Source organism: Bacillus sp. FSL L8-0167, from assembly GCF_038630295.1.
Taxonomy (GTDB): domain Bacteria; phylum Bacillota; class Bacilli; order Bacillales; family Bacillaceae; genus Bacillus; species Bacillus safensis.
In genome coordinates, this window is record NZ_CP152027.1 from 2871317 (window position 1) to 2892298 (window position 20982).

At 41.6% G+C, this 20982-nt stretch carries 17 protein-coding genes; 4 read left to right on the top strand and 13 right to left on the bottom strand.

Going from position 1 to position 20982, the window contains the following annotated elements; translation table 11 throughout:
• Window positions 1-46 precede the first annotated feature (46 nt).
• From essA to MHB66_RS14985, 6 genes are all read right to left on the bottom strand, one after another.
• Window positions 47-532 carry a type VII secretion protein EssA gene (essA, locus tag MHB66_RS14960; RefSeq protein WP_041115809.1) on the bottom strand — a complete coding sequence of 162 codons (486 nt, stop codon included), beginning with the start codon at window positions 530-532 and terminating at the stop codon, window positions 47-49.
• Window positions 522-3431, bottom strand: coding sequence for a type VII secretion protein EsaA (gene esaA, locus MHB66_RS14965; RefSeq protein ID WP_046313330.1), 2910 nt, complete (start codon window positions 3429-3431; stop codon window positions 522-524). The genes essA and esaA overlap by 11 nt, the downstream gene beginning before the upstream one ends.
• Window positions 3428-7903, bottom strand: coding sequence for a type VII secretion protein EssC (gene essC / locus MHB66_RS14970; RefSeq protein WP_046313327.1), 4476 nt, complete (start codon window positions 7901-7903; stop codon window positions 3428-3430). Before essC ends, esaA begins: the two co-directional genes overlap by 4 nt.
• Before the next feature lie 51 nt (window positions 7904-7954).
• A complete protein-coding gene (gene essB / locus MHB66_RS14975; protein WP_046313325.1) occupies window positions 7955-9268 on the bottom strand; it encodes a type VII secretion protein EssB in 1314 nt (437 codons plus the stop codon).
• A 14-nt stretch (window positions 9269-9282) separates the two neighbouring features.
• Window positions 9283-9522 carry an EsaB/YukD family protein gene (locus tag MHB66_RS14980; RefSeq protein ID WP_003213579.1) on the bottom strand — a complete coding sequence of 80 codons (240 nt, stop codon included), beginning with the start codon at window positions 9520-9522 and terminating at the stop codon, window positions 9283-9285.
• A 95-nt stretch (window positions 9523-9617) separates the two neighbouring features.
• Window positions 9618-9911: a WXG100 family type VII secretion target gene (locus MHB66_RS14985; RefSeq protein ID WP_003213769.1), complete on the bottom strand. Its 294-nt coding sequence runs from the start codon at window positions 9909-9911 to the stop codon at window positions 9618-9620.
• Between the two features lie 406 nt (window positions 9912-10317).
• Here MHB66_RS14985 and MHB66_RS14990 point away from each other — a divergent pair, with 406 nt between their 5' ends.
• From MHB66_RS14990 to MHB66_RS15000, 3 genes are all read left to right on the top strand, one after another.
• Window positions 10318-11547 (top strand): PucR family transcriptional regulator, encoded by a 1230-nt coding sequence (locus tag MHB66_RS14990; protein WP_024423341.1) that lies wholly within the window; start codon window positions 10318-10320, stop codon window positions 11545-11547.
• A 110-nt stretch (window positions 11548-11657) separates the two neighbouring features.
• The gene (ald, locus tag MHB66_RS14995) at window positions 11658-12794 is read left to right on the top strand and encodes an alanine dehydrogenase (RefSeq protein WP_034282594.1); all 1137 of its coding nucleotides are present in this window, start codon (window positions 11658-11660) and stop codon (window positions 12792-12794) included.
• 116 nt (window positions 12795-12910) lie between these two features.
• Entirely contained in the window at window positions 12911-13507 is a 597-nt protein-coding gene (locus MHB66_RS15000; protein WP_034282595.1) for a biotin transporter BioY, read from the top strand.
• 39 nt (window positions 13508-13546) lie between these two features.
• Here MHB66_RS15000 and MHB66_RS15005 read toward each other — a convergent pair whose 3' ends face one another.
• The 3 genes from MHB66_RS15005 to MHB66_RS15015 all read right to left on the bottom strand — a co-directional run bounded on the left by MHB66_RS15005 (window position 13547) and on the right by MHB66_RS15015 (window position 17442).
• The gene (locus MHB66_RS15005; RefSeq protein WP_041115801.1) at window positions 13547-14323 is read right to left on the bottom strand and encodes a sporulation protein; all 777 of its coding nucleotides are present in this window, start codon (window positions 14321-14323) and stop codon (window positions 13547-13549) included.
• A 158-nt stretch (window positions 14324-14481) separates the two neighbouring features.
• On the bottom strand, window positions 14482-15810 hold the full coding sequence (locus MHB66_RS15010) for a Na+/H+ antiporter family protein (RefSeq protein ID WP_041115799.1): 1329 nt from the start codon (window positions 15808-15810) through the stop codon (window positions 14482-14484).
• Between the two features lie 141 nt (window positions 15811-15951).
• Window positions 15952-17442, bottom strand: coding sequence for a leucyl aminopeptidase (locus MHB66_RS15015; RefSeq protein ID WP_034282598.1), 1491 nt, complete (start codon window positions 17440-17442; stop codon window positions 15952-15954).
• A gap of 324 nt (window positions 17443-17766) precedes the next feature.
• On the opposite strand from MHB66_RS15015, the gene MHB66_RS15020 reads away from it, so the two are divergent.
• Complete coding sequence (locus MHB66_RS15020; protein ID WP_024423347.1) at window positions 17767-18243, top strand: divergent PAP2 family protein; 477 nt, start codon at window positions 17767-17769, stop codon at window positions 18241-18243.
• 40 nt (window positions 18244-18283) lie between these two features.
• Here the strand turns inward: MHB66_RS15020 and MHB66_RS15025 are convergent, their stop codons facing one another.
• The 4 genes from MHB66_RS15025 to MHB66_RS15040 all read right to left on the bottom strand — a co-directional run bounded on the left by MHB66_RS15025 (window position 18284) and on the right by MHB66_RS15040 (window position 20908).
• On the bottom strand, window positions 18284-18928 hold the full coding sequence (locus tag MHB66_RS15025; RefSeq protein WP_034282599.1) for a 3D domain-containing protein: 645 nt from the start codon (window positions 18926-18928) through the stop codon (window positions 18284-18286).
• Between the two features lie 99 nt (window positions 18929-19027).
• Entirely contained in the window at window positions 19028-19348 is a 321-nt protein-coding gene (locus MHB66_RS15030; protein ID WP_024423349.1) for a YuiB family protein, read from the bottom strand.
• An 81-nt stretch (window positions 19349-19429) separates the two neighbouring features.
• Window positions 19430-19555 (bottom strand): YuiA family protein, encoded by a 126-nt coding sequence (locus MHB66_RS15035; protein ID WP_157840088.1) that lies wholly within the window; start codon window positions 19553-19555, stop codon window positions 19430-19432.
• 135 nt (window positions 19556-19690) lie between these two features.
• On the bottom strand, window positions 19691-20908 hold the full coding sequence (locus MHB66_RS15040; protein ID WP_170825856.1) for an NAD(P)/FAD-dependent oxidoreductase: 1218 nt from the start codon (window positions 20906-20908) through the stop codon (window positions 19691-19693).
• Between the last annotated feature and the right edge of the window lie 74 nt (window positions 20909-20982).

The following is a 20982-nucleotide window of genomic DNA, read 5'->3' on the forward strand; positions in this document are numbered from 1 at the left end:
AAGCAATCTGCATAAAGAAAAGCCTGCCTCTTTTAAAAGAGACAGACTATTTCTTTTCAGCCTTCACATTCACCTTTGGAATCAGGATGATCATCACAACGAGACCAAGGGCTATCAAGAAACCAAAGATCATCGGAAGCAGTGCCGATGTCTGCTTCTCATGATCATCCTCAGATGGTGCTGATACAGCCGAATCACTAAAAGAGATATTCATCTCTTTCATCATGCGAGCTGGTGTTTTGGGCGGGTTCTCCTTTAGATCACTAAAAAGCTGCGGAGAAAGAGATCCCCCCGGGGCTTTGGGCGGTTCAGCAAAATGAATGTCTGTTTTGATTTTTGACGTCGTTTTGCTTTGTTCGTATTTTGTTTGATCCCTCAATATACTCGAGTTAATATTAAGTTCCTTTTCCTGATATTCATTCGGCTTGACATTCGTATCCGTATCTTCACCAGCAGCGAAAGCAGCAGGGATGAGGAGAAAAAGGGAAACGGCAACGAGTGCTGCCCCTTTCACGAATAGATTAAGCTTCATGAGTCACATCACGTTCCTCTGTTTTATCTTTCCATAGCTTTTTCACAAGCGGTACGACCATGAAAAGGACAGTTAAAATCACTAACCCTGTGACGCCCATTCCAAAGGTGTCTCCATTTCCATATTGGATCGACAGGTATACGTCTGTCACTGGATTGGTAAAGTGGAAATTCGGCATCACCAAATCAATTAACGGTGCGACAAAGAAGAAAATCAGTGCCGTTGCTGCCATCCATCCGGCAATGGAACCGAAAAGGAAGGCCGTGCGAATAAAGGCAGAGCACGCCACTAACAACAAAATGGTGAAGATCGACCATTGAATGGCTTGATCATCTGCAAGTTTGTAAATGTTCAGTCCAAACAAGCTGATCATGAGCCCGACTAATAGATTCAAGATGCCAAACAGTGCACCTTTGACCAGCATCGGAGCTGACGCATAATACGAGCTGAAAAAGCCAATTAACAAACTGCTGATCATCACAATGACCAAAATGACGACCGGCGGTACAGTCTGCGTTTTTTCTTCCGGCACATCGCCGCTGATTTTCAGCGGATTGGCTAAATGGTTATACACATAGTTGCTGTTGCCTTGATCACTTAATGTATTTCCTAAAATACCCTTTAAATCTTGCTGAACAAGTTTTGTAGAATCGACATTCTTGCTCCAGTTTTCATTCAGCGTATCTGCTTTCTCTTGAACTGTTGTGACACTCTCTTCAATGTTATTCGTATAATCCGCCACCCCTTTTTGGCGGTCGGTTAACGAACTCATATTTTCAGAAAGACGAAGCACTTCCTGACCAATTGAATCCTGTGCACTGACAACAATTGAACTGCCTGCAAGGTCTGCTGTATACACCGCATCTCCTTGATCAGCCATTTGCTCAGCTACATTGTCCGCACTTTCAGAAATTGTTTGTAATTCCTGTTCCATGCTTGCCTGCTGAGTCGTAATGTACTCCGCATAACCATCTGAAAATTTCTGCATCTCATCAATAAAAGTAGACACATCATCGTTTGATGTCAGCATTTGGTTTTTGAGCTTATCCCAGTTTTCTGTTTCTTCTTTTTTGATGGAGAGGATGGACTGGATTTCATCTGGTTTGGTGTCGACCAAAGAAGAAGGATCCTTCTCTTGATAGAAGCTGTTAAGTAATGCTTCATAATGTACTAATTCATTTGAATACTTTAATAATTCTGATGCATTTTCTGATTTTGTATTAAAATCCCTAAGTTTATCCATTTTCGATGTATATTGATTTAATGGAGATTGAGTTGTTTCTATTCGTTCTAATTTTCTTGTAATAGCAGATTCTTGTTTGATGATGGATTTCTTTATATCACTTATGTTTTTATTGTTGCTAGTTTCTATTCTTATTATTTTTTCTTCTAGTTTATCTATTTTATCTGTTAAAGATTTTAATACTTTACTCAAAAGATCGACTTTTCCTTGTAATTGATCATTATGAGCTGTGGTTTTCTCCTCGATATTCTTTTTCACTTCTTCTAATTTTAGGGACAGTGCTTTTAGTTGCTCTTTTGATTGAACTGACGTTGATTTGGTTTCCCCAGTTTGTTCTGGATTTTCTTCACCATTTTCTGGAGTAGGTGGCGTTTCTTCATTTCCAGACAACTCATCTGCCACTTGATTTATTTCTGTTGAGATTTCAGATAATTTCTTCGTCTCTTCTTCAAGATCGATTTTCAAATCGTCTGTCGAGTCTTTTTGGTCTTCACCTTGATTATTCGAATCCTCATTCGGATCCTCTTTCGGTTTCTCTGCTTCAAGCAATGCCTTTCTTGAAGCTTTCAATTGCTCTTGCAATGGAGTAATTTTATCCCCTATGTATGCAAGATATTGAGCTTCATAATTTCTAATCAGTTCTTCCTGAGACGTCTTCACAAGTTCCTTTAACCCCGTTGATTGCTTAGGAATAACGTCTTCTCTCGACTTTTGAACAGATTGGATGGCGCTGTCCGTTGTTTTCAGCTGACTTTGTACCCCGTTGATGTCTGTTTTGAGTCCCCCCATTTGATCACTAAAGCTGCGGGCATTTTGGTTTTGAATGTCAGCGAGTTGTTTGAGCCCTTGCTGGATTTGCTTTTGGCTTGCTGATTGCGCTTTGATCAAGAGATCCTTTTGTTTATCTTGATACTGCTGGTATTGATCGACTGCTTTCACAAAGTCCTTTAATTGGTTCTTTGCTTCTTCTGTTGTACTCAAGCCGTCTTTATACTCTTTCTGTGAATCGGCCATCGCATTTTTTAATTCTTCTATTTGTTTCTTCTGCTGCTGGACGGCATCTGATAGTTTGTTTGAGTTCGGTTTATAGAAGTTGTACATCGTGTTTTGGAATTCGACTTCTTTGCCGACAATATGCTCAAACTCTTCTCTTACATTGCCGATTTCCTGTGATACAAAACTCCAGTATAGCGTCGACATCTGTTCATTCATTTTCTTTTGTGCATTTTCCAGCTCTCTTTGCACTTTCTCTTTATTGACTGCATTGAGCTGATCTTGAATTGAAAATTGAATGGACGCCTTTTCAGGATGGTCTTTATCATAGCTCAGCACATTTTTAGAGAAATCAGACGGAATATAAAGGACAGCGTCATATTTTCTGTTTTTCAGTCCATTTTCCGCCGCACTGCGATTCACTACAGTCCATGTATAATCAGGACGTTCTGACAATGCTGCCACAACATCCTGTCCGAAACGAGCCGTGTTTTCACTTTCGCTCGCTCCCATATCCTCATTGACCACTGCAATATTTCGTGTGGCATTCTTCTTCTGTTTTGCCGGGTCATCTCCAATCAGGTGGAAAAATAAAACCGGCAGCACAAGAATCAATATCATGGTGGATACGATTTTGATGGAGCTTTTTTGCTGCTCTGTCATTGAACACTCTTCCTTTCTACCGCACATAAAGGAACCTGGATTTTCTTCTCTTTTCCGTTTTCAACCAAATACCCGAAGCCTGGCTGAATCTCTGGTTCTTGTCTTGCATACGGAAGCGGTATGATGTTTTGCTCTGATTTTTTCATGAGTAACATAGCATGACGAACTTGTTTGATTTCGTTTGTGAGTGCATCATAGCCCTTACTGAACTCGGTATGATTCCCTGATGCAATCAGGCTGAAGCCTAAGTGTGCATATGACTTCATGAAATCAGCCAATTGATCTTGAAGACGCGGATCGATCGTCTGCTGAAAACGCGTAATGCCATCGATCACAAGCACAATTTGAGGAAATGACAGCTGATCGGTCTCCCCTTGGCGCACAGCTTCGACATATATTTCTTCCCGCACCTTGAATATGCGGTCCATTTCTTCTGCCCATTCGGTGATATCATTCTTTGTTTCAAGGTAATCAATGTTCTCTTCTTTTGCATAATGGGATAGACCTCGATCAATTGAATCAAAGACAGCCAGCTTTTCAGGCTTTGCCACTAAAAGCTGATCGAGCATCAGTTTTGTCACATTTGTTTTCCCGCGCTGCGTTTGACCGATAATGAGGCAATGTTTATTCTTTTTCAAGTCAAAATAAACAGGTGCCACAGATTCCTCATCTAATCCGACTGGAATGTCATAAGGCGGTTTTTGTTCATCTAAACGACTCTCAAGCTCCCAAACTGTCAGCTTATCAGGAAGCATTGGCACAGGCTTTGGTTTTTCGGATGCTTCAAAGCGGTCATGAAGAAGCTGTATCTCTTGTTTCAAATGCTCAAACAATTCGAGATCGTTCTCTCCTTCAACTGGCAGAAACATTTGCGCAAAATAAAGCTCTTCTTTGTTAATAATGACTCGTCCTGGGATCGGCTCTAAGCTGAATTTCGGTCTGCCAATAATCGAGTACGCCTCTCCTTGATCCATTAAGTAATGGACAATCTTTGTTTTCAAATTGTTCATCAGCGATTGACGCACTGCATTTACCCGGGTTGCTGTAATCAAGAAGTATATACCTAGTGATTGTCCGTCACGGCTCAGCTGAATAAATTCAGATTCGAGATCATGCATTTCGTCTTTCACAATGTCGAAGTTGTCAATCACGATAAAAATGAACGGAAGCTTTTTCTCATTTAAGGCGTTGTACATTTTGATATGACTCATTTCTTGCTGTCTAAATAACCGCTTGCGATATTCAACCTCTTCCCGCAGACGCTTCATTGATTTTTGGATCTTTCTCATCTGATCCATTAAGAAATAATCCGCCGTATGCGGCAGTTTGGCTAACGGAAGCAATGTTCCGTTTCCGAAATCATAAATATATGCATGCCATTCTTCAGGTGAATACCTCTCCGCAAAGCTCATCAGCAGTGTTGTAGCAGCAAGTGATTTGCCGTAGCCGGAGGAACCGAAGATGCCAATGTTCCCATCTTCCATCATTTGATAAGAAAGTGGATGCTGGCTTTGCTGATCTGGTTCATCAACAAGCGCAAAATGGAAGACATGCTCTTCACTCGACGCATAACGCGTTTTTGGAATCCGTTCTTCAAGCGGTGGAAGCCATGGACTTGGCAGCTTCTCAATTCCAAGCTCCTGCTGCATACGTTCAATTTCATCCACGACAGCGGAAATCTCCGTCACTGTCTCTTTTTTCACTGCTGGCTCTGTGCTTACCCCTGATAACGGAATAAGACCAGTATCTGTCACAATGGCAATGTCATCTTCTGAGCCGTAGCCATCTTCCATATATGGTGCACCGCTCCAAGCCGATTGGAACAATTCATAAATTTCATTGTTGCCCACTTGTAAATAACCGCGGCCTGTGACCGTAATGGACGCTGCATCACTATTTTTCAAAATTTCCTTACTGTCTGACGCATCTTGTACTTTTAGTGCGACCTTAAAACGGGAGTTACTCCAAATCTGGTCATCAATGACCCCGCCTGGCTTTTGGGTAGCCAAAATGAGATGGACCCCAAGGCTTCGGCCGATACGTGCAGCGCTGACAAGCTCCCTAATAAAGTCTGGCTCTTCACTTTTTAATTCAGCAAACTCATCAGAGATTAAGAACAAGTGAGGCATTGCCTGCTCAGCCTTTTTCTCCTTGTAGAGCTTCGTATAATCATTGATGTGATTCACGTGATACTGATCAAACAGCCGCTGCCTTTTCTTCAATTCACTTTTAATTGAGGCAAGCGCTCTTTCACTAAAGTTCTTGCTGCCTTCAATATTGGTGATCGTTCCAAGTAAATGAGGAATATTTCGAAACGGCTGCGCCATTCCGCCTCCTTTATAGTCAATCAACAGAAAAGCAACTTCATGCGGGTGAAAATGTACAGCGAGCGATAAAATATACGTCTGTAAAAATTCACTTTTCCCTGATCCCGTTGTTCCCGCCAACAGTCCGTGAGGGCCGTGTGCTTTTTCATGCAGGTTCAGATCGACAATGTCGTTTTTCCCTTTATAACCAATTGGAACTGATAATGATTTGGCCGTTTCTGAAGTCAGCCATTTTTCACGAATGCCAATGTCATCTACCTGTTTGGCATGGAAAAGATCAAGGAATGAGACCGTCTCAGGAATCGAATTGGTCATACCGACTTGATGATCTAATGTTCTCAGTGTTCTGGCAAACAGTTCATTGTCCCCGCGCTGATGTGTATCAAGCTGAAACGGAATTCGTACTGCCTTCTTGTGCTGAATGAGAATATCTCCTTCTTCTTCGTTAATATAACGGACAAGCGTCGAAATATTTTCAGCTAAGCTTTCCTTTGTTTCTGCTGCAAAGATGATGGAGATACCAAGATCTGTCCGGCTGCCTTCTAAGTATTCTAAAATCACATGCTCGGCAATGAGCTCATGATTTGTCACGATGAACACAAAATGAGGCGTAAAGATTTTCTTCTCTTTTTCTTCTTCTAAATCACGCTCGCGTAAAATTTCATAAATCGAGGACAACAGCTGATCGCGTGTTTGTTCGTTGTAAATAAACCCTTTGCCATATGTATGAGGCAGCTGGAAGTGCGGAAGCCATTTCATCCATTCCCAATTCTCATACTCCTGCTCATGAAAGATAAAGACAAATCTCAAATCGTGATAGCTGTGCGAGAAAGCAAGCTGTCCAACAAGCTGATGTAGCTCATTTTTCACAATCGCAGGCTTCCCAATTAATCCTGTTGGACCATCCGCAAGACCGAATGTAATCGGGACATTCTTCACTTCACGATATACTTTTTGCATGTGCTGCGTTTGTTCCATTAAGTCATCAATATCTCGATTGGCCATATCGCCGCCGCTCATCGATAATTCATAGCTTGATGGGACTGCGCCTGTGCCAAGACGCAGGTGCAAGAAGTCGTCACTCACAAGCGTCTTTTCCCAAATGCGTCCGCTGATTTCTGATGTTAAATACTTCATTTGTTCAAATGACGGATAATGATACGTCAAAATATATTGCTGGCGGTCATACAGCTCCTGCAGCTCTTTCCGCTTATTTTCTAAATAAAGAGAGTAGACTCGCTGCCGCTTCTCTTCTCTTCTTTTGCGCTGTGATTTTTCCTTAAAGTATTGAACGGACGATGTAATTAACGTCATGATAAACATCGCCATCGACACGATAATAAAGATTCCGCGCGGCTGGATTAGGGCAACAATCCCCATCACAAGGAGCATCACAAGCGGCGGAAGGACAACAAGCCAAAGCCCTCTGCTGTTATTTTCACTCTCCTGCGAAGGAAAGCTAAAGGATACCCTGTCATCTGGCAAATCATAAATCAAACGCGGTGTACGTCTGTATGAAGGGTATTTTTGTTTTGTTTCCGTACTTGGCGGTCTTGTTTTTTCCAAACGTGTATGAAAAGGTTCGTAAGCTGTCACCTGTAATAAATCATCGTCTTTAAATATCACCGTCAGGAAGTTCCAGAACAGCTCATCTCCTGCATATACCTTCTCTGGACCGTGAATTTTCTTTCCGTTCACGTAAATCTTCTCGTCTTGAGGCATGACATACCATGTTCCTTCAATTTTCTCTAAAGTGAACTGGCTGGCATCTTGAAACATGGAATGGGCTTGTTCTTTCCAAACATCTATCTCATCTTTCTCTTCACGTGAAAAAGACAGCTCCACTCTATTTCCTAGGTAATAAATATGTTGATCATGATGTGCATCCATTAAAATAAGTGTAAGTGAACCAAGCTGATATGGTTCATGTGGAAGTAATTTGCCCTTCTTCTCATCTCCCTGATAAATATAAAAACCATCATTCGGTTCTTCAGGAGATAAACGAATGACCCCTTCATCAAACGAAAGTGAAGGGATTGTCACCGTATGCTCTATTTCAGGTCCTATCAGAGCTTCTCGATTGAACTGCTCATCTAAACGGACAGTTTGATAATCCTCCTCATAAAAAACCCAAAGAAGACTCAAACGCTCCACCTCCTCATGGGACAGCACCAACTGTCAGTTGTATCGAAAGAATTATTTTTTCTCATCTTTTTTCGTCTGAGAGGTTTTCTTTTTCGCTTCAGATTCTTTCTCTTTTTTCTCTTGATCGGCTTTTGACTGCTCTTTTTGTTCAGCTGTTTCATCTGTTTGGCTTGCGTCTGAGGAGTCACTTGTGCTTGTCTCGGTTGTTTCTTTTTCTTCATATTTCGCCATTTCCTTAATGATCGGATCTAGCTGTTTTTGTTTTTCTTCAGCAGAAAGACTGTCATCGTTTTGAATTTCATTGCGGTAGGCGACGAGTGCCGTAAATATGTACCTGTCGTCTCCAAGCACCCGTGCAATATCAAGTGCTTCCTTGCTATTCCCTTGTCCAATATGAATCCAAAAAAGGAAATATTGCGGATCTGTCTGCAATGTGTACGTTTCTGTGATTTCTTTTTTATGCTGATCAAGCAACAGACTGCCTTGGTTCGTTTGTACATACGAAATGGCCAGTTCATATTGAAGAGAGACTGGCATTTGATTGGCTGGATATTTCTCTAACGTATCCACCACTTGACTGTACTGCTTGTTGAGATAATATTTGTTTGCCTCGACGTACGCTTCTTGTTTTGGCATGGCAAAAAAGAAGGTGTAAATGGTGTACACCAATGCAGGGATTAACAGGACAAGCAGACCTAGTCCGATGTATCGCTCGATCTTCCATTTCTTTTTAGGTATGGTTAAGAGCGTTTTTTCTTTCGCATCGATTGCTTTGATCTTTTGCTCAATCAAAGCTGACAATTCTTCCAGCGACTTCGTTTCACTAATTTCTTTTGCCAGCTCAGATAATTTCAACGTTTCATTGTAAGCCGCATATTCTTGAAATTGATATTCATGGTCGACCACTCGAAGAACAACAGCCTTGACCTCTTTTAACAGGCGATACTCATCGGTTTCATATGGCGGAATGCTTTCTTTAACCCCATAATGCAAAAATGAAGGAGCTAAGCCTTGATGAAAAACAATGTTTTCAGGAGAAACAATAGGATGCAGCCGTTTCACATCGTGTTTAAGAACTGCATCGACAAGCTGGTATGAAAAAATCCATTTGCTTTTTTCATCCTTTGCATGGATGAAACGAAATTCCTGATAGGCAGGAGGCGGTTGTATAGAAATGATGACCTCATCTTCAGTTAATTGAATCTCTTTCTGAAATGAAGGATTGATGTCTTTGATCGGTGCCGCTTCTAAACCGTCTAAGAGTTTAATCGTCTCTTTTTGAAAAATAAAGGTATAGGTGCCTCCCTCTTTTTTCATGACTGCTTCTAATTGTTCTTCTAAATAGGAACTCTTTTTATCTGCCATTTACAAAAGTCCTTTCATAGTATTTCCAGCCTGTCTCCTGTGGTAATTCCACAGTCTGACAGCTTATATTCGCCTGAAAACACAGCTTTCTTATTGACTACTCGCACCCATCCGCCTTCCCTCTTTGGAAGTGAGATTTGTTTTGCCTGCCAGGCGATATGGATGACTTGTTTAATATGTAAATAATTTGATAGTCTCAAATCAAACACACTGCCATCATAATTTTTTAAGTCGATGGTAATATCGATATACACAAATTTCCACCTCACAAAATAGAAAGAGCGCCGGCATCCATTGACAGACTCGGCGCTTTTTCTGCATTTCACACTTAGAAAGGAAATCCCTTTGATTAGCCGCGGATTTGGCTTGCGATGTCTTGGTCAGTGCTTTCAAGTGTATTTGCCGTTTGATCAAGCTGATTGCTGACATCTGTTAATAGATCAGACATTTTGATAAATGAAGGCTTAAGCTGCTCGTACTGATCAGCAAATGCTTCACTAGAAGCACCTTCCCACATTCCTTTTAAATCAGAGATCATTCTATTTAGACGATCAACTTGGTTTAACACTTCTTGACTTTCAACACCATATTGCTTAGCGGTCGCTCTTAGTTCTTCTGGGGTTACGCGAATAATTCCTGACATATTCCTCATTACCTCCCGTGCATAGCCGCCATATAATGGGCTAATCCACTTATTTTTTGACGTTATTATTATAAAAACAGAAATGATACACAGTCAAACAAATCTGTTTTTATTTTACAAAATGAGTCTATAGAATTACTGTTTTTTCGCTTTTTATCTAGTATTTAACAGTTTTTTGGTCATATATTCTTAATAAGTATGCACCTGCTTCGGTGGACCTTTCCGCCTATTGATTTTTTACTACGTTATTATTGTACTATTTCTTTTTCAGCGTGCTTCAACATCCATTTGCTTGCTTCTCACACTTTTTGTTTTTTTAAGTTTATGGCAGTTTTTTGTTGATTTACGTACCTCATTCTCTTCATAATGTAAGTACGTGAAATATTCGAAAAAGCAGGGGTTTTTTATGACAAAAAAGACAGATCCGTTTAAGTATAGTCTTGATCGTTTAGAGGATGTGGCAGACCAAATTAGTGATGTGCTCAATTGCCCTATTACTATAGAAGATACTCATCATCGATTATTGGCATATAGCACACACAATGATTTTACTGATCCCGCCAGAACTTCAACCATTATCTCCCGCCGAGTACCGGAAAAAGTCATTAATCGGCTTTGGAAGGACGGCATCATTCCTACACTCCTTAAAACAGACGAACCGCTTCGTGTCCCTCAAATTGCAGAGGTGGGTTTATCTAGCAGGGTCGCCATTTCGATCTGGAAGGACAAAGAAGTGCTCGGATTTATTTGGGCGATTGAATCCGCACAGCCTTTTTCAGAAGAAGAAATGGACCTTCTCAAAATGGCAGCGCATGCCGTGAAAAACAAATTACTCAATTTGCAAATTCGAAAAACGAAAACAGAAGAACGTAATCAGGAGCTTTTCTGGAAGATGCTCACAGGTCATATTCATGAAAAGGATGAGATGCTTGACCTATTTTTAAGGCTTGGCATCAGATGTCCAGACACATATGCCATCATCATCTTCCGTCTTCGTGACGAACTCACAGAGGAGACAGAAAAAAAGCTGTCCTATCTGCTTGAAACAACACAGCAAGTACAGGTACTGTTAACGACTGTTGATTTTCACGAATTCATTATTCTTGTCTCACCAAAAACAGAACATCCGCTTCAAGATATTAAGCAATTCACAAGCGGCATGCTGCAGCAGCTTGCGGACCGGTATCATATTCAGCATGTTCAGGCAGCAATTGGAGGAATTTACGATAACATCTCTCAAATTCAGCCTTCCTATAAAGAAGCACTGGCTGTATTAAAGACGAAAGAACGCTTTCCAGTTGAAACAGAACGTTTAAACAGCTTTTCTGAACTAGGCATTTATCAATATCTTGATGTGCTTGCTGAGAAGCGAAAGGGATCTTCTTACTCCAGTTACTCTTTATCAAAGCTGGAGGATTACGACCTGAGGCATCATTCCAACCTTGTCGAAACCCTTGAGCGGTTTATTGACTGTGACAGCAATGCCAATATTGCCGCAAAGCAATTAAACATCCACATCAATACCTTAAATTATCGATTAAAACGGATTACAGACATCGCAGAAATTGATTTAAAAAACATGAATGAGAAAATGACCATCTACCTTGATATGAAGCTAAAAAACGTCCATTTGTGAAATTTCACAAAGAGGCGTTTTTTTATTTTTTATTTCAACCGAAGAATTTTCTAAACTTTCCGGATACACTAGACATACAATATCAATAGATAAGCATAGGAGGAATAAACATGATCATCGGCATTCCGAAAGAAATTAAGAACAATGAAAACCGAGTGGCTTTAACACCAGGAGCAGCTTCTCAATTGCTTTCAGCTGGACATCAGATTTTAATTGAAACAAACGCTGGTTTTGGAAGCGGATTCACTGATGACGATTATGTATCTGTTGGTGCAGAGATTCTTGATCAGGCGAAAGATGTATGGGCATCTTCTGATATGATCATGAAAGTAAAAGAACCATTACCTGAGGAATATCCTTATTTCAGAGAAGGACTCATCTTATTTACGTACCTGCATCTAGCCGCAGAGCCCTCCTTGGCTGAAGCATTAAAACAAAAAGGCGTTACAGCCATTGCTTACGAAACAGTAACGGACGGAAAATCACTCCCTCTTCTCACACCTATGTCTGAAGTAGCAGGCAGAATGGCCGCTCAAATTGGTGCACAATTTTTAGAAAAGCCAAAAGGCGGAAAAGGTATTTTACTTGCAGGGGTACCAGGGGTATCAAGAGGAAAGGTCACCATTATTGGCGGCGGTGTTGTTGGAACAAACGCAGCGAAAATGGCGATCGGACTTGGCGCAGATGTCACCCTGATTGATGTAAACGCAGAACGCCTGCGTCAGCTGGACGACCAATTTGGCCATCAAATGAAAACGTTAATGTCCAATCCTGTCAACATTGCAGATTCAGTCAGTGAAGCTGATCTTCTCATTTGTGCTGTGCTGATTCCTGGTGCCAAAGCACCGACGCTAGTGACAGAAGAAATGGTGAAACAAATGAAGCCTGGTTCTGTCATTGTGGATGTAGCGATTGATCAAGGCGGCATTGTCGAAACCATTGATCATATCACAACCCATGATCAGCCTACTTATGAAAAACATGGCATTTTACATTATGCTGTCGCTAATATGCCAGGCGCGGTTCCGCGGACATCAACTGTTGCGTTAACGAATGTCACTGTTCCATATGCGCTGCAAATTGCGAATAAAGGCGCTGCAAAAGCCATTAGAGAAAACAATGCCATCGCAGAAGGTGTCAATGTCATGAACGGACATATCACGTACGAAGCGGTCGCTCGTGATCTCGGCTATGATTACGTACCTGTCAGCAAAGCCATCGATGCCACTTTTATGACCGAAGCTTAATCAGCAACCCGCCCTATTCATGGGCGGGTTTTATTGTTAACCTAAAATAAAAACAAGTTGACAAAAATCCTTCTTCCCCTTAATCTATTTGTACAGATAAGACAGGGGGAAACATCATGCAAAAGAAGACAAGAACTGCTGACTTTGTGCTAGTGGGAATGTTTGCTGCACTCATGGCTATCGGAGCCAATATCACATCCATTGTGCCGTTTTTACAGGTCGGCGGAATTCCACTTACGATGCAGCCGTTTTTTTGTGTGCTTGCTGGTCTCTTACTCGGCAGACGGCTTGGCGCATTAGCTATGATTGTCTATGCCTTGGTCGGAATTGCTGGTGCACCTGTATTCGCCCAGTTCTCTGCGGGCTTTGGGGTCATTTTAGGCAAAAGCGGCGGCTTTGTATTATCGTACATCCCTGCTGCCTGGCTTGCCGGATTCATTCTAGAAAAAAGAAAAAACCCTGGCTTTGGCCGCTTTTTGCTTGCAGCCATTGCGGGTACGACCGTGATGTATGTGATCGGAACCACCTATACATACCTCGCATTAAATGTATGGCTCAATGCACCGATTTCCTATCAAACCACGTGGTTCTTTATGATCTGGTTTATGGTAAAAGACTACGCATTGACGATATTACTTGCGATGCTGGCACCTAAAATTTATCGCTCTGTTTCCAAAGCCACATCCTTTCGAAAACAAGAAGCTGTATCATAGAAAAAAGAGCCTGAATGAAGACAGGCTCTTTTTTCATCATTACTCAGCGTATTGGTCTATGATTTCTTCCAGCATTCCTTCAAGCACTTCTACATCTTCAAGATCTGATGGACTGAAGCGGTAGCGTACAAGCTGTTCTCCATCATTATACATCTCCTCAAGCCAGCCTCTCAGGCCTCTTGCTCTACGGTCGACTTCGAAAACAATGTCTAATCCGCCTTCATCTATCAGAAAAATCAGCTCTAACTCATCAAGCATATAGCGATAGTAGTCTGATGTCGGAATGAACTCGAATTCTTGGACGAATGGCAGGCGCCGCTGGAAGTAAGGTGCTTGCTCACAGTCTGCTTCGTTCAGGTGGAAACCTAGATTGCTAGTGGCTTCCAGCACATTTTTCACCCAAGGATGTGCTTCAACGAAAATACGGTCATAGTCAGATTTATCGATTCCGCCTTGGATATCAAGGTCTGTCATTACTGCAATTTCTACTTTTCCGATCGTCATCGGGGTATCGATAGGAAGAATAAATGAAAACGGAAATTCATGCTTTTCTCCAGGCTGGATGGTAAAAGAATCCGTCACCCGTAAAGTAAAGATATTCACATATTTTCTATGCTCTTCATCATCTTTCACAATCACATACTGTGTTTGAATCTTGAGATTGATATAACGGATATCCTGAGCAATTTTTCCGCCCTTTACATGGATAGTTCCCGTTACTTCTTGTCCTGGATAATAAGCGTTTTTCTCTAAAATGGTATCTACCTTTGCCGCACCAATTCCTGCACTTGCCGCTAGCTTTTTAAAAAATGACATGTCCCATCTTCCCCTTTTCATTTTTATCAGCATATATACGTAAGATAGAGGAAGAAAGATTCATTTAATTCATACTTTTGTCCTAATTATTTTTCATCTGCGAACAACAAAAAAGCTTATAGAAAAAACATCATCGTTTTCTCTACAAGCTTTTCATCTTACAGAATAATCGCCGCCAGCCAGCCGAACAGAACAAGCGGAATATTATAATAGATAAAAGTTGGGACACAAGTTCCCCAAATGTGGTGATGCTGTCCATCCATATTCAATCCAGATGTTGGTCCAAGTGTACTGTCACTTGCAGGTGAACCTGCATCTCCAACAGCCGCAGCAGAGCCAATAATGGCAATGGTGGCCATTGGACTAAATCCTAAGTGTAAGCAAAGTGGAACAAAGATGGTTGTAATAATCGGAATCGTTGCAAATGATGATCCGATTCCCATTGTCACAAGCAGACCAACGAGCAGCATTAAAATCGCCGCAAGACTCTGGCTGTTTCCGATAAATTGGGAAGATGCTTTGACAAGGGATTCAATGTCTCCTGTTTTTGTTAACACGTTGGCAAATCCAGCCGCAACAAGCATGACAAAACCGATAAATGCCATCATATTCATACCAGATGTAATCAGTTCATCTGCTTCATCACGTTTCATCATTCCTGTCACAAACAAGACAAGCAGTCCTGAGAGTGCACCGAAGATCATTCCTTCCACACCAAGGCTTTGCGATAAATAAAGCTGGACAATCAACGAAACGAGAATAGCAAGACCGGCAAAGAATAAGCTTTTTTTCGTATAAGCCGATTTTTCTACATCTGTAATTTCACGATCCTCATATACCTTCGGCTTTCGATACACAAAAATGGAAACGAGCAAACCAAGAACCATCCCCGCAACAGGAATCAGCATGGCATATGGAATATCTGCTAAGTTTACAGTCAGCCCCGCTTCCTTCATATTGTCACGAAGCATTCCGTGGAAAATCTGTCCAAAACCGACTGGAAGTAATATATATGGTGCAGTGAGTCCGAAGGTCATGACACACGCTAGCAGTCTACGGTCAATCTGAAGCTCGTTAAACACCTTTAATAACGGCGGAATTAAGACTGGGATAAAGGCAATATGAACAGGGACGACGTTCTGTGAAAAACAGGACACGATCAAAATGACAAGAACGATGAGCACTTTTGATAGTGTTTTCCGTCTTGAATCGCCTTCTTTTCCTAGAAGCTTCACTGCTCCTTCAACCATAGCATCTGGTAGACCTGTTTTCGTCAGCGCCGCAGCAAAAGCCCCTAATAGCGCATAACTAATCGCCACTGTTGCATTTCCTCCGAGTCCGTCCGTAAAGGCGTCCACTGTTCCTCCCAAGCCTAATCCACCTGCAAGTCCGCCAGCTAAAGCGCCTATAGCCAGCGCAATCACGACATTGACCCGCAGCAAGCTTAATATCAACATTAAAACAACCGCTAAAACAACTGCATTCATGGTGAAACCCCCGAAATCCTTTAGTTTACTAATGTAGTAGATAATTAAAGTACCAACGTATGTTACCATAGAAAAAAAACTTCGTCAAATGGCGTATGTCCTACATAAAAAAAGCCCTGCCACTTGGCAGAGCCTTCTCCTTTATTTCTTTCCTTCAAATCGTTCCACAAATGTTGCGAGTGATCTTACCATTACACCTGTTGCCCCTGTTGGTCCAAAGCATGAAGGTTTTTCTGTTGTAGCTGTTCCTGCAATATCTAAGTGAACCCAAGGGGTATCCTCTGCGAATTCGCCAATGAAAGCACCTGCCATGATCGCATGACCATCACGGCCTGGCGAGTTATTGAGATCCGCCATTTTGCTGTTTCGTACTCGTTTCTTATCTTTTTCCGTGATGGGCAGCTGCCAGATCATTTCACCGCATTCTTCTGATGCTTCTTTAAACTGAGCGTACAGCTCATCGTTATTGGTCATCGCGCCTGTTGTCTCATTTCCAAGCGCCACAATGACACCGCCTGTTAATGTGGCCACATCTACAAGGACAGAGGCACCGTGCTGCTTCGCATATGTCACCCCATCTGCTAAAACAAGACGGCCTTCTGCATCCGTATTGAGCACTTCGATTGTTTTACCGCTTAGTGACACAATCACGTCGTCCGGCTTCATAGCGTCTGCCGAGATCATATTATCGGTTGAGGCAATGACCGCAATGACATTTTGCTCTGGACGAAGTTCACCGATGATTTCCATTGCACCTAAAACAGACGCTGAGCCGCCCATATCTGTTTTCATGCCAACCATACTCGCTCTTGGCTTTAAAGAATAGCCGCCGGTATCATACGTGATGCCTTTACCGACAAGGCCGATGACGTCTGTCCATTCTTCCTTGCCTTGATATTTCAATACGATGAGTTTTGGCGGTTCTGTTGAGCCTCTATTGACGGCTAAAATACCGCCCATTCCTAGCTCTTCCATTTGTTCTTTATCTAAAATTTCAATCTCAAATTCATATTTATATGCAAGCTCTGCCGCATACGAAGCCAGATCAGAGGATGTGAGCATGTTTGGCGGCATATTCACAAGGGTACGAGCTGAATTGACTGACTGTCCGTACACTTCGCCGACTTTCAAACTCGCCTGAATTTCAGCTTGATCATGCTCTGTCGTTGCATAAACAAACTCGATAAAACGATCCGGTTCATTTGTTTTATGTTTAAAATCCTGTAATTCATATGTAGCTAAAAGGCAGCTTTCAGAAAGGGCATGAGCTGCATCTTGAGCAGGCAGATCCTTTCCAATAAACGTATCCAGCAAGACAGAAACCGCTTGCTTTTTATCTTGATGAAGCTTTTTGAATAAATGGGCAAACACTTCTTTTGCCTCTTCAAACGTGTAATCTGATTCCTTCCCAAGCCCGACAAAATAAATGCGTTTGATGCCTGTTTCAGGGGATGGGAAAAACTTCGAAAGCTGATTTCGTTTGGATGAAATGTCGCCTTCTTTTAATAATTCAGTGATTCTTCCTTCAAGTAATTCATCCATTTCTTTTGCTTTTCCTGATAATTGGCTCTTTTGAAAAAGTCCGATCGCCAGTGTATCTTTATGCTGCAATTCATTTGTCGAGAAAAACATATTTATCACACGCTCCTTAATGAACTCCATTTTTCACATTGGAACTTCTATTATATCAAAATTTGCGTTCCTATACGATCATTGCCAGTCTGTCTTTACTTGATGAACATTTATATTTTCACACGCGGAAGGGCATCATGAAAAAGCGGCGAAAACCTGAGCAGCCTGTCCGTGTTCTCCTCGTTCCACATCTACTTTCTTTAATGTTATAATGAACATGGACTTGGCAGCTTTTTTTACTGCTATCATTTTTTCATCATACTAGGATTTTTAGTTCATCATTTCGCACGATATTTTTTCTTAAAGAGAGGATGTTTCTTGTTCATGAGCGTACTGACGAATTTTCCGCTGCTTGCCAGCCTAGCAGCCATCTTTTTTGCACAATTTGTAAAAGTACCGATTCAATTTATCATTTCTAGACGACTAGATTGGTCGCTCATTACAAGCACAGGCGGAATGCCAAGTTCACACTCCGCAGCAGTAACAGCACTCTCCACAGCAGTGGCTTTAGAGCACGGGCTAGATACATCTATCTTTGCCATTTCCGCCATCTTTGCCATTATTACCATGTTTGATGCGACAGGCGTTCGCAGACAGGCAGGAGAACAGGCGACTGTTCTCAACAAGCTCGTAACAGATTTTAACCGATTTGTTTCCGAAGCAAAGAATTTCCCAAATGCGGAAGAAAAAGAAAAGCAAAAGAAATTAAAAGAGCTTCTTGGTCATAAGCCGATTGAAGTCTTCTTCGGCGGCTTAACAGGGATCTTGCTGACACTCATCTTAGATTATTACTTTATGTAGAAGTGAAAAAGCTTTGGACCTTAAACGGCCCAAAGCTTTTTTATTCTTTATTGGCTTGAAACTGCTGACGGAATACTTGCATCGATTCTGCTTCATTGAGCTGATTTAAGTCTTTTTCCGTTAACGTCCCTTCACCCTTTTTGATGATATACACATCGAGCACTTTTTTACCCCATTCTCTATACACATCATCAACGGTTTCATAGTATAAATCAAGCTTATGACCTTTAATGGCTTTCCCGGTATCTGCAACCACACCGTAGCCATAGTTCGGGATAAACAGCACCGTTCCAATCGGAAAAACAGATGGGTCGGCTGCCACTGTTGAATATAAATCACGTTTCACTTTAACGCCTGAATATGTAATGCCATATGCATGATGTTCCTTCGTTTTGCCTGTTGATTCCACACCTGCTGTATAGCCGGTTGCCACAACCTTCTGTTTCGGGTAATCGTTCCAATTAAACGCCTCTTCGAGAGAAACAGACCGCGCATCTTCACTTTTGAGTGCCATCGTTTCCCTTTTTGGCTGCTGAAAAAAAGAAGATACTTGCCTGCCCGCATCGGTCTCTTTCACCCACGCAGCTAAATCACTTGGTTCGACTCCAGATATGCCCGTAAAGCTTGTCAAAAGTGCAAGCATGAATAGGGCTGTCATGAACAATCGTTTCATCCATGTTTTCATCTCTATTTGTCACTCCTCTACCCATCTATTTGTTTCCAAACAAAATGGAAACTATGCAAAGGAGAAACAAAAAAACCCACTTGCGTGTCCACAAGTGAGTTAAAACATTTGATACCCTCTTTTTCGAAGTGCATTAATGACAAAACCTGATGTGATTGCACCGATCAGGCCGCTTAATAAGATGATGATATCTGCCGCAGCGAGTGAGACGATCCGGTCTCCTATTCCTGAAAAAGCGGTGCCAGGCTCTCTTACATAAGCGATCATCTTTTGATTGTTGATAATGAAAAGGCATACAATTGGATATAAAATAGCCATAATCCATGACATTCTCAGCAGCATATTGAGCAAAAATCCAATGCCGAAGAATAACACGAAAAATAAAATAACTGAAATGATAACGACTGGTAAACTGATCACTTCATCTCCACCCCCAAATATCCCATCATTAGTTTAACTTGGAAATAGAGATGAAGTCAATCAATGGAAAAAGCAGATCGATTAACGCTTCTTTCCTGTCCCTTTACATTCCTCACACGTTTCAGATCCGCCGAGCAATAGCTGAAAGTACCCTTTTCCTGAACAATATTGACAGGTTGATGTTTTTTCCTTTGTTTGTGCATTCATATTGCTCACTCCTTAATCTAAATTTTCTGATAATTCATCATAACATATTTTGCTGCCGATGACCAAGTGAGAAAATATACCACAACTTATAAAAAAACGTGTATCACGAGGATACACGTTTTTGTCTATAATGGTTTAGAAGAACTTGAATTTTCCTTTTTTCAGAACAAGTCCTGGTCCGCCAACCATGAATAAAGATCGGTTGTCGATGATTTTCTTCATTGCAGAAGCTTTTGTTCCTTGAAGTTTTTTACCAAACGCAACACCTACAGCGTCGTGTTCACCAAGAGAAGCAACTGTTCCTTTGATGTCTGGCTTAAAGCTTTCAAGAGAACCGCCTTTTACTAGTGCTGCAAGGTTTTTCGCTACTGTTTCACCTTGCTGCATAGCGATTTGTGCAGTTGGTGGGTATGGACGGTTGATTTCTTCATTGATAATCAATGAACAGTCACCAATGATGAAGACATCATCATTTTCTGGTACACGAAGATCTGGAGACACTTTTACGCGGCCGCGCATGTTTTCAAAACCAGCTTCTTCAACGATTGGGTTACCGCGTACACCTGCAGCCCAAACAACAGTTGCAGCTTTGATTTCTTCTGTATCATCGTCTTTTCCAACAATGATCCCCTCAGGCGTACATTCTTTGATCGCTGTACCAATTTTGAACTCAACACCTTTACCTTGAAGGTAGTTCATCGCATAGTCGATCAATTCTGGATCGAATCCAGGAAGAGCTGTTGGCGCAGCTTCTACACAGATGATACGCACGTCTTTTTGATCAATGTCATACTCTTTGCAAAGCTCAGGCACACGGTTTCCAAGCTCACCAAGGAACTCAATACCTGTGAATCCTGCGCCGCCGACAACGATTGTCAAACGCTCTGGACGTTTTTCAGCATCCGTATTATACGTCGCAAATTGAAGCTCAATGTGCTCACGAAGCTGACGAGCAGAGTTGATGTTAGAGATTGAGAATGCGTATTCTTTCAGTCCTGCAATACCAAATGTTTCAGGAACAGCACCAAGTGCAACAACAAGGTAGTCATAAGAAAGTTCGCCCTCTGATGTCACAACTTTCTTCGCTTCCTTATCAATGCTTTCAACTGTTGCTTGTACAAAGTTGACACGGGAACTGTTAATCACATCTTTGATTTGATAACGACAGCGGTCATGATGAAGAGTACCTGCACTTGCTTCATGAAGCCATGTTGTTTCGTAATGATAATTATGCTTGTTCACAAGAGTAATGTCCGCATCATTTGTGCCAAGCTGTTTTGTTAATCTTGTTACAGTCATTAATCCGCCATAACCTGCACCTAATACAACGATTTTCGGTTTATTCACTGGAATCACATCCACCTTTTTTAAATTTGCTGTAAAACGGATAAAGAATTACATATCGTTATTCTCAACCGCTTTGCGGC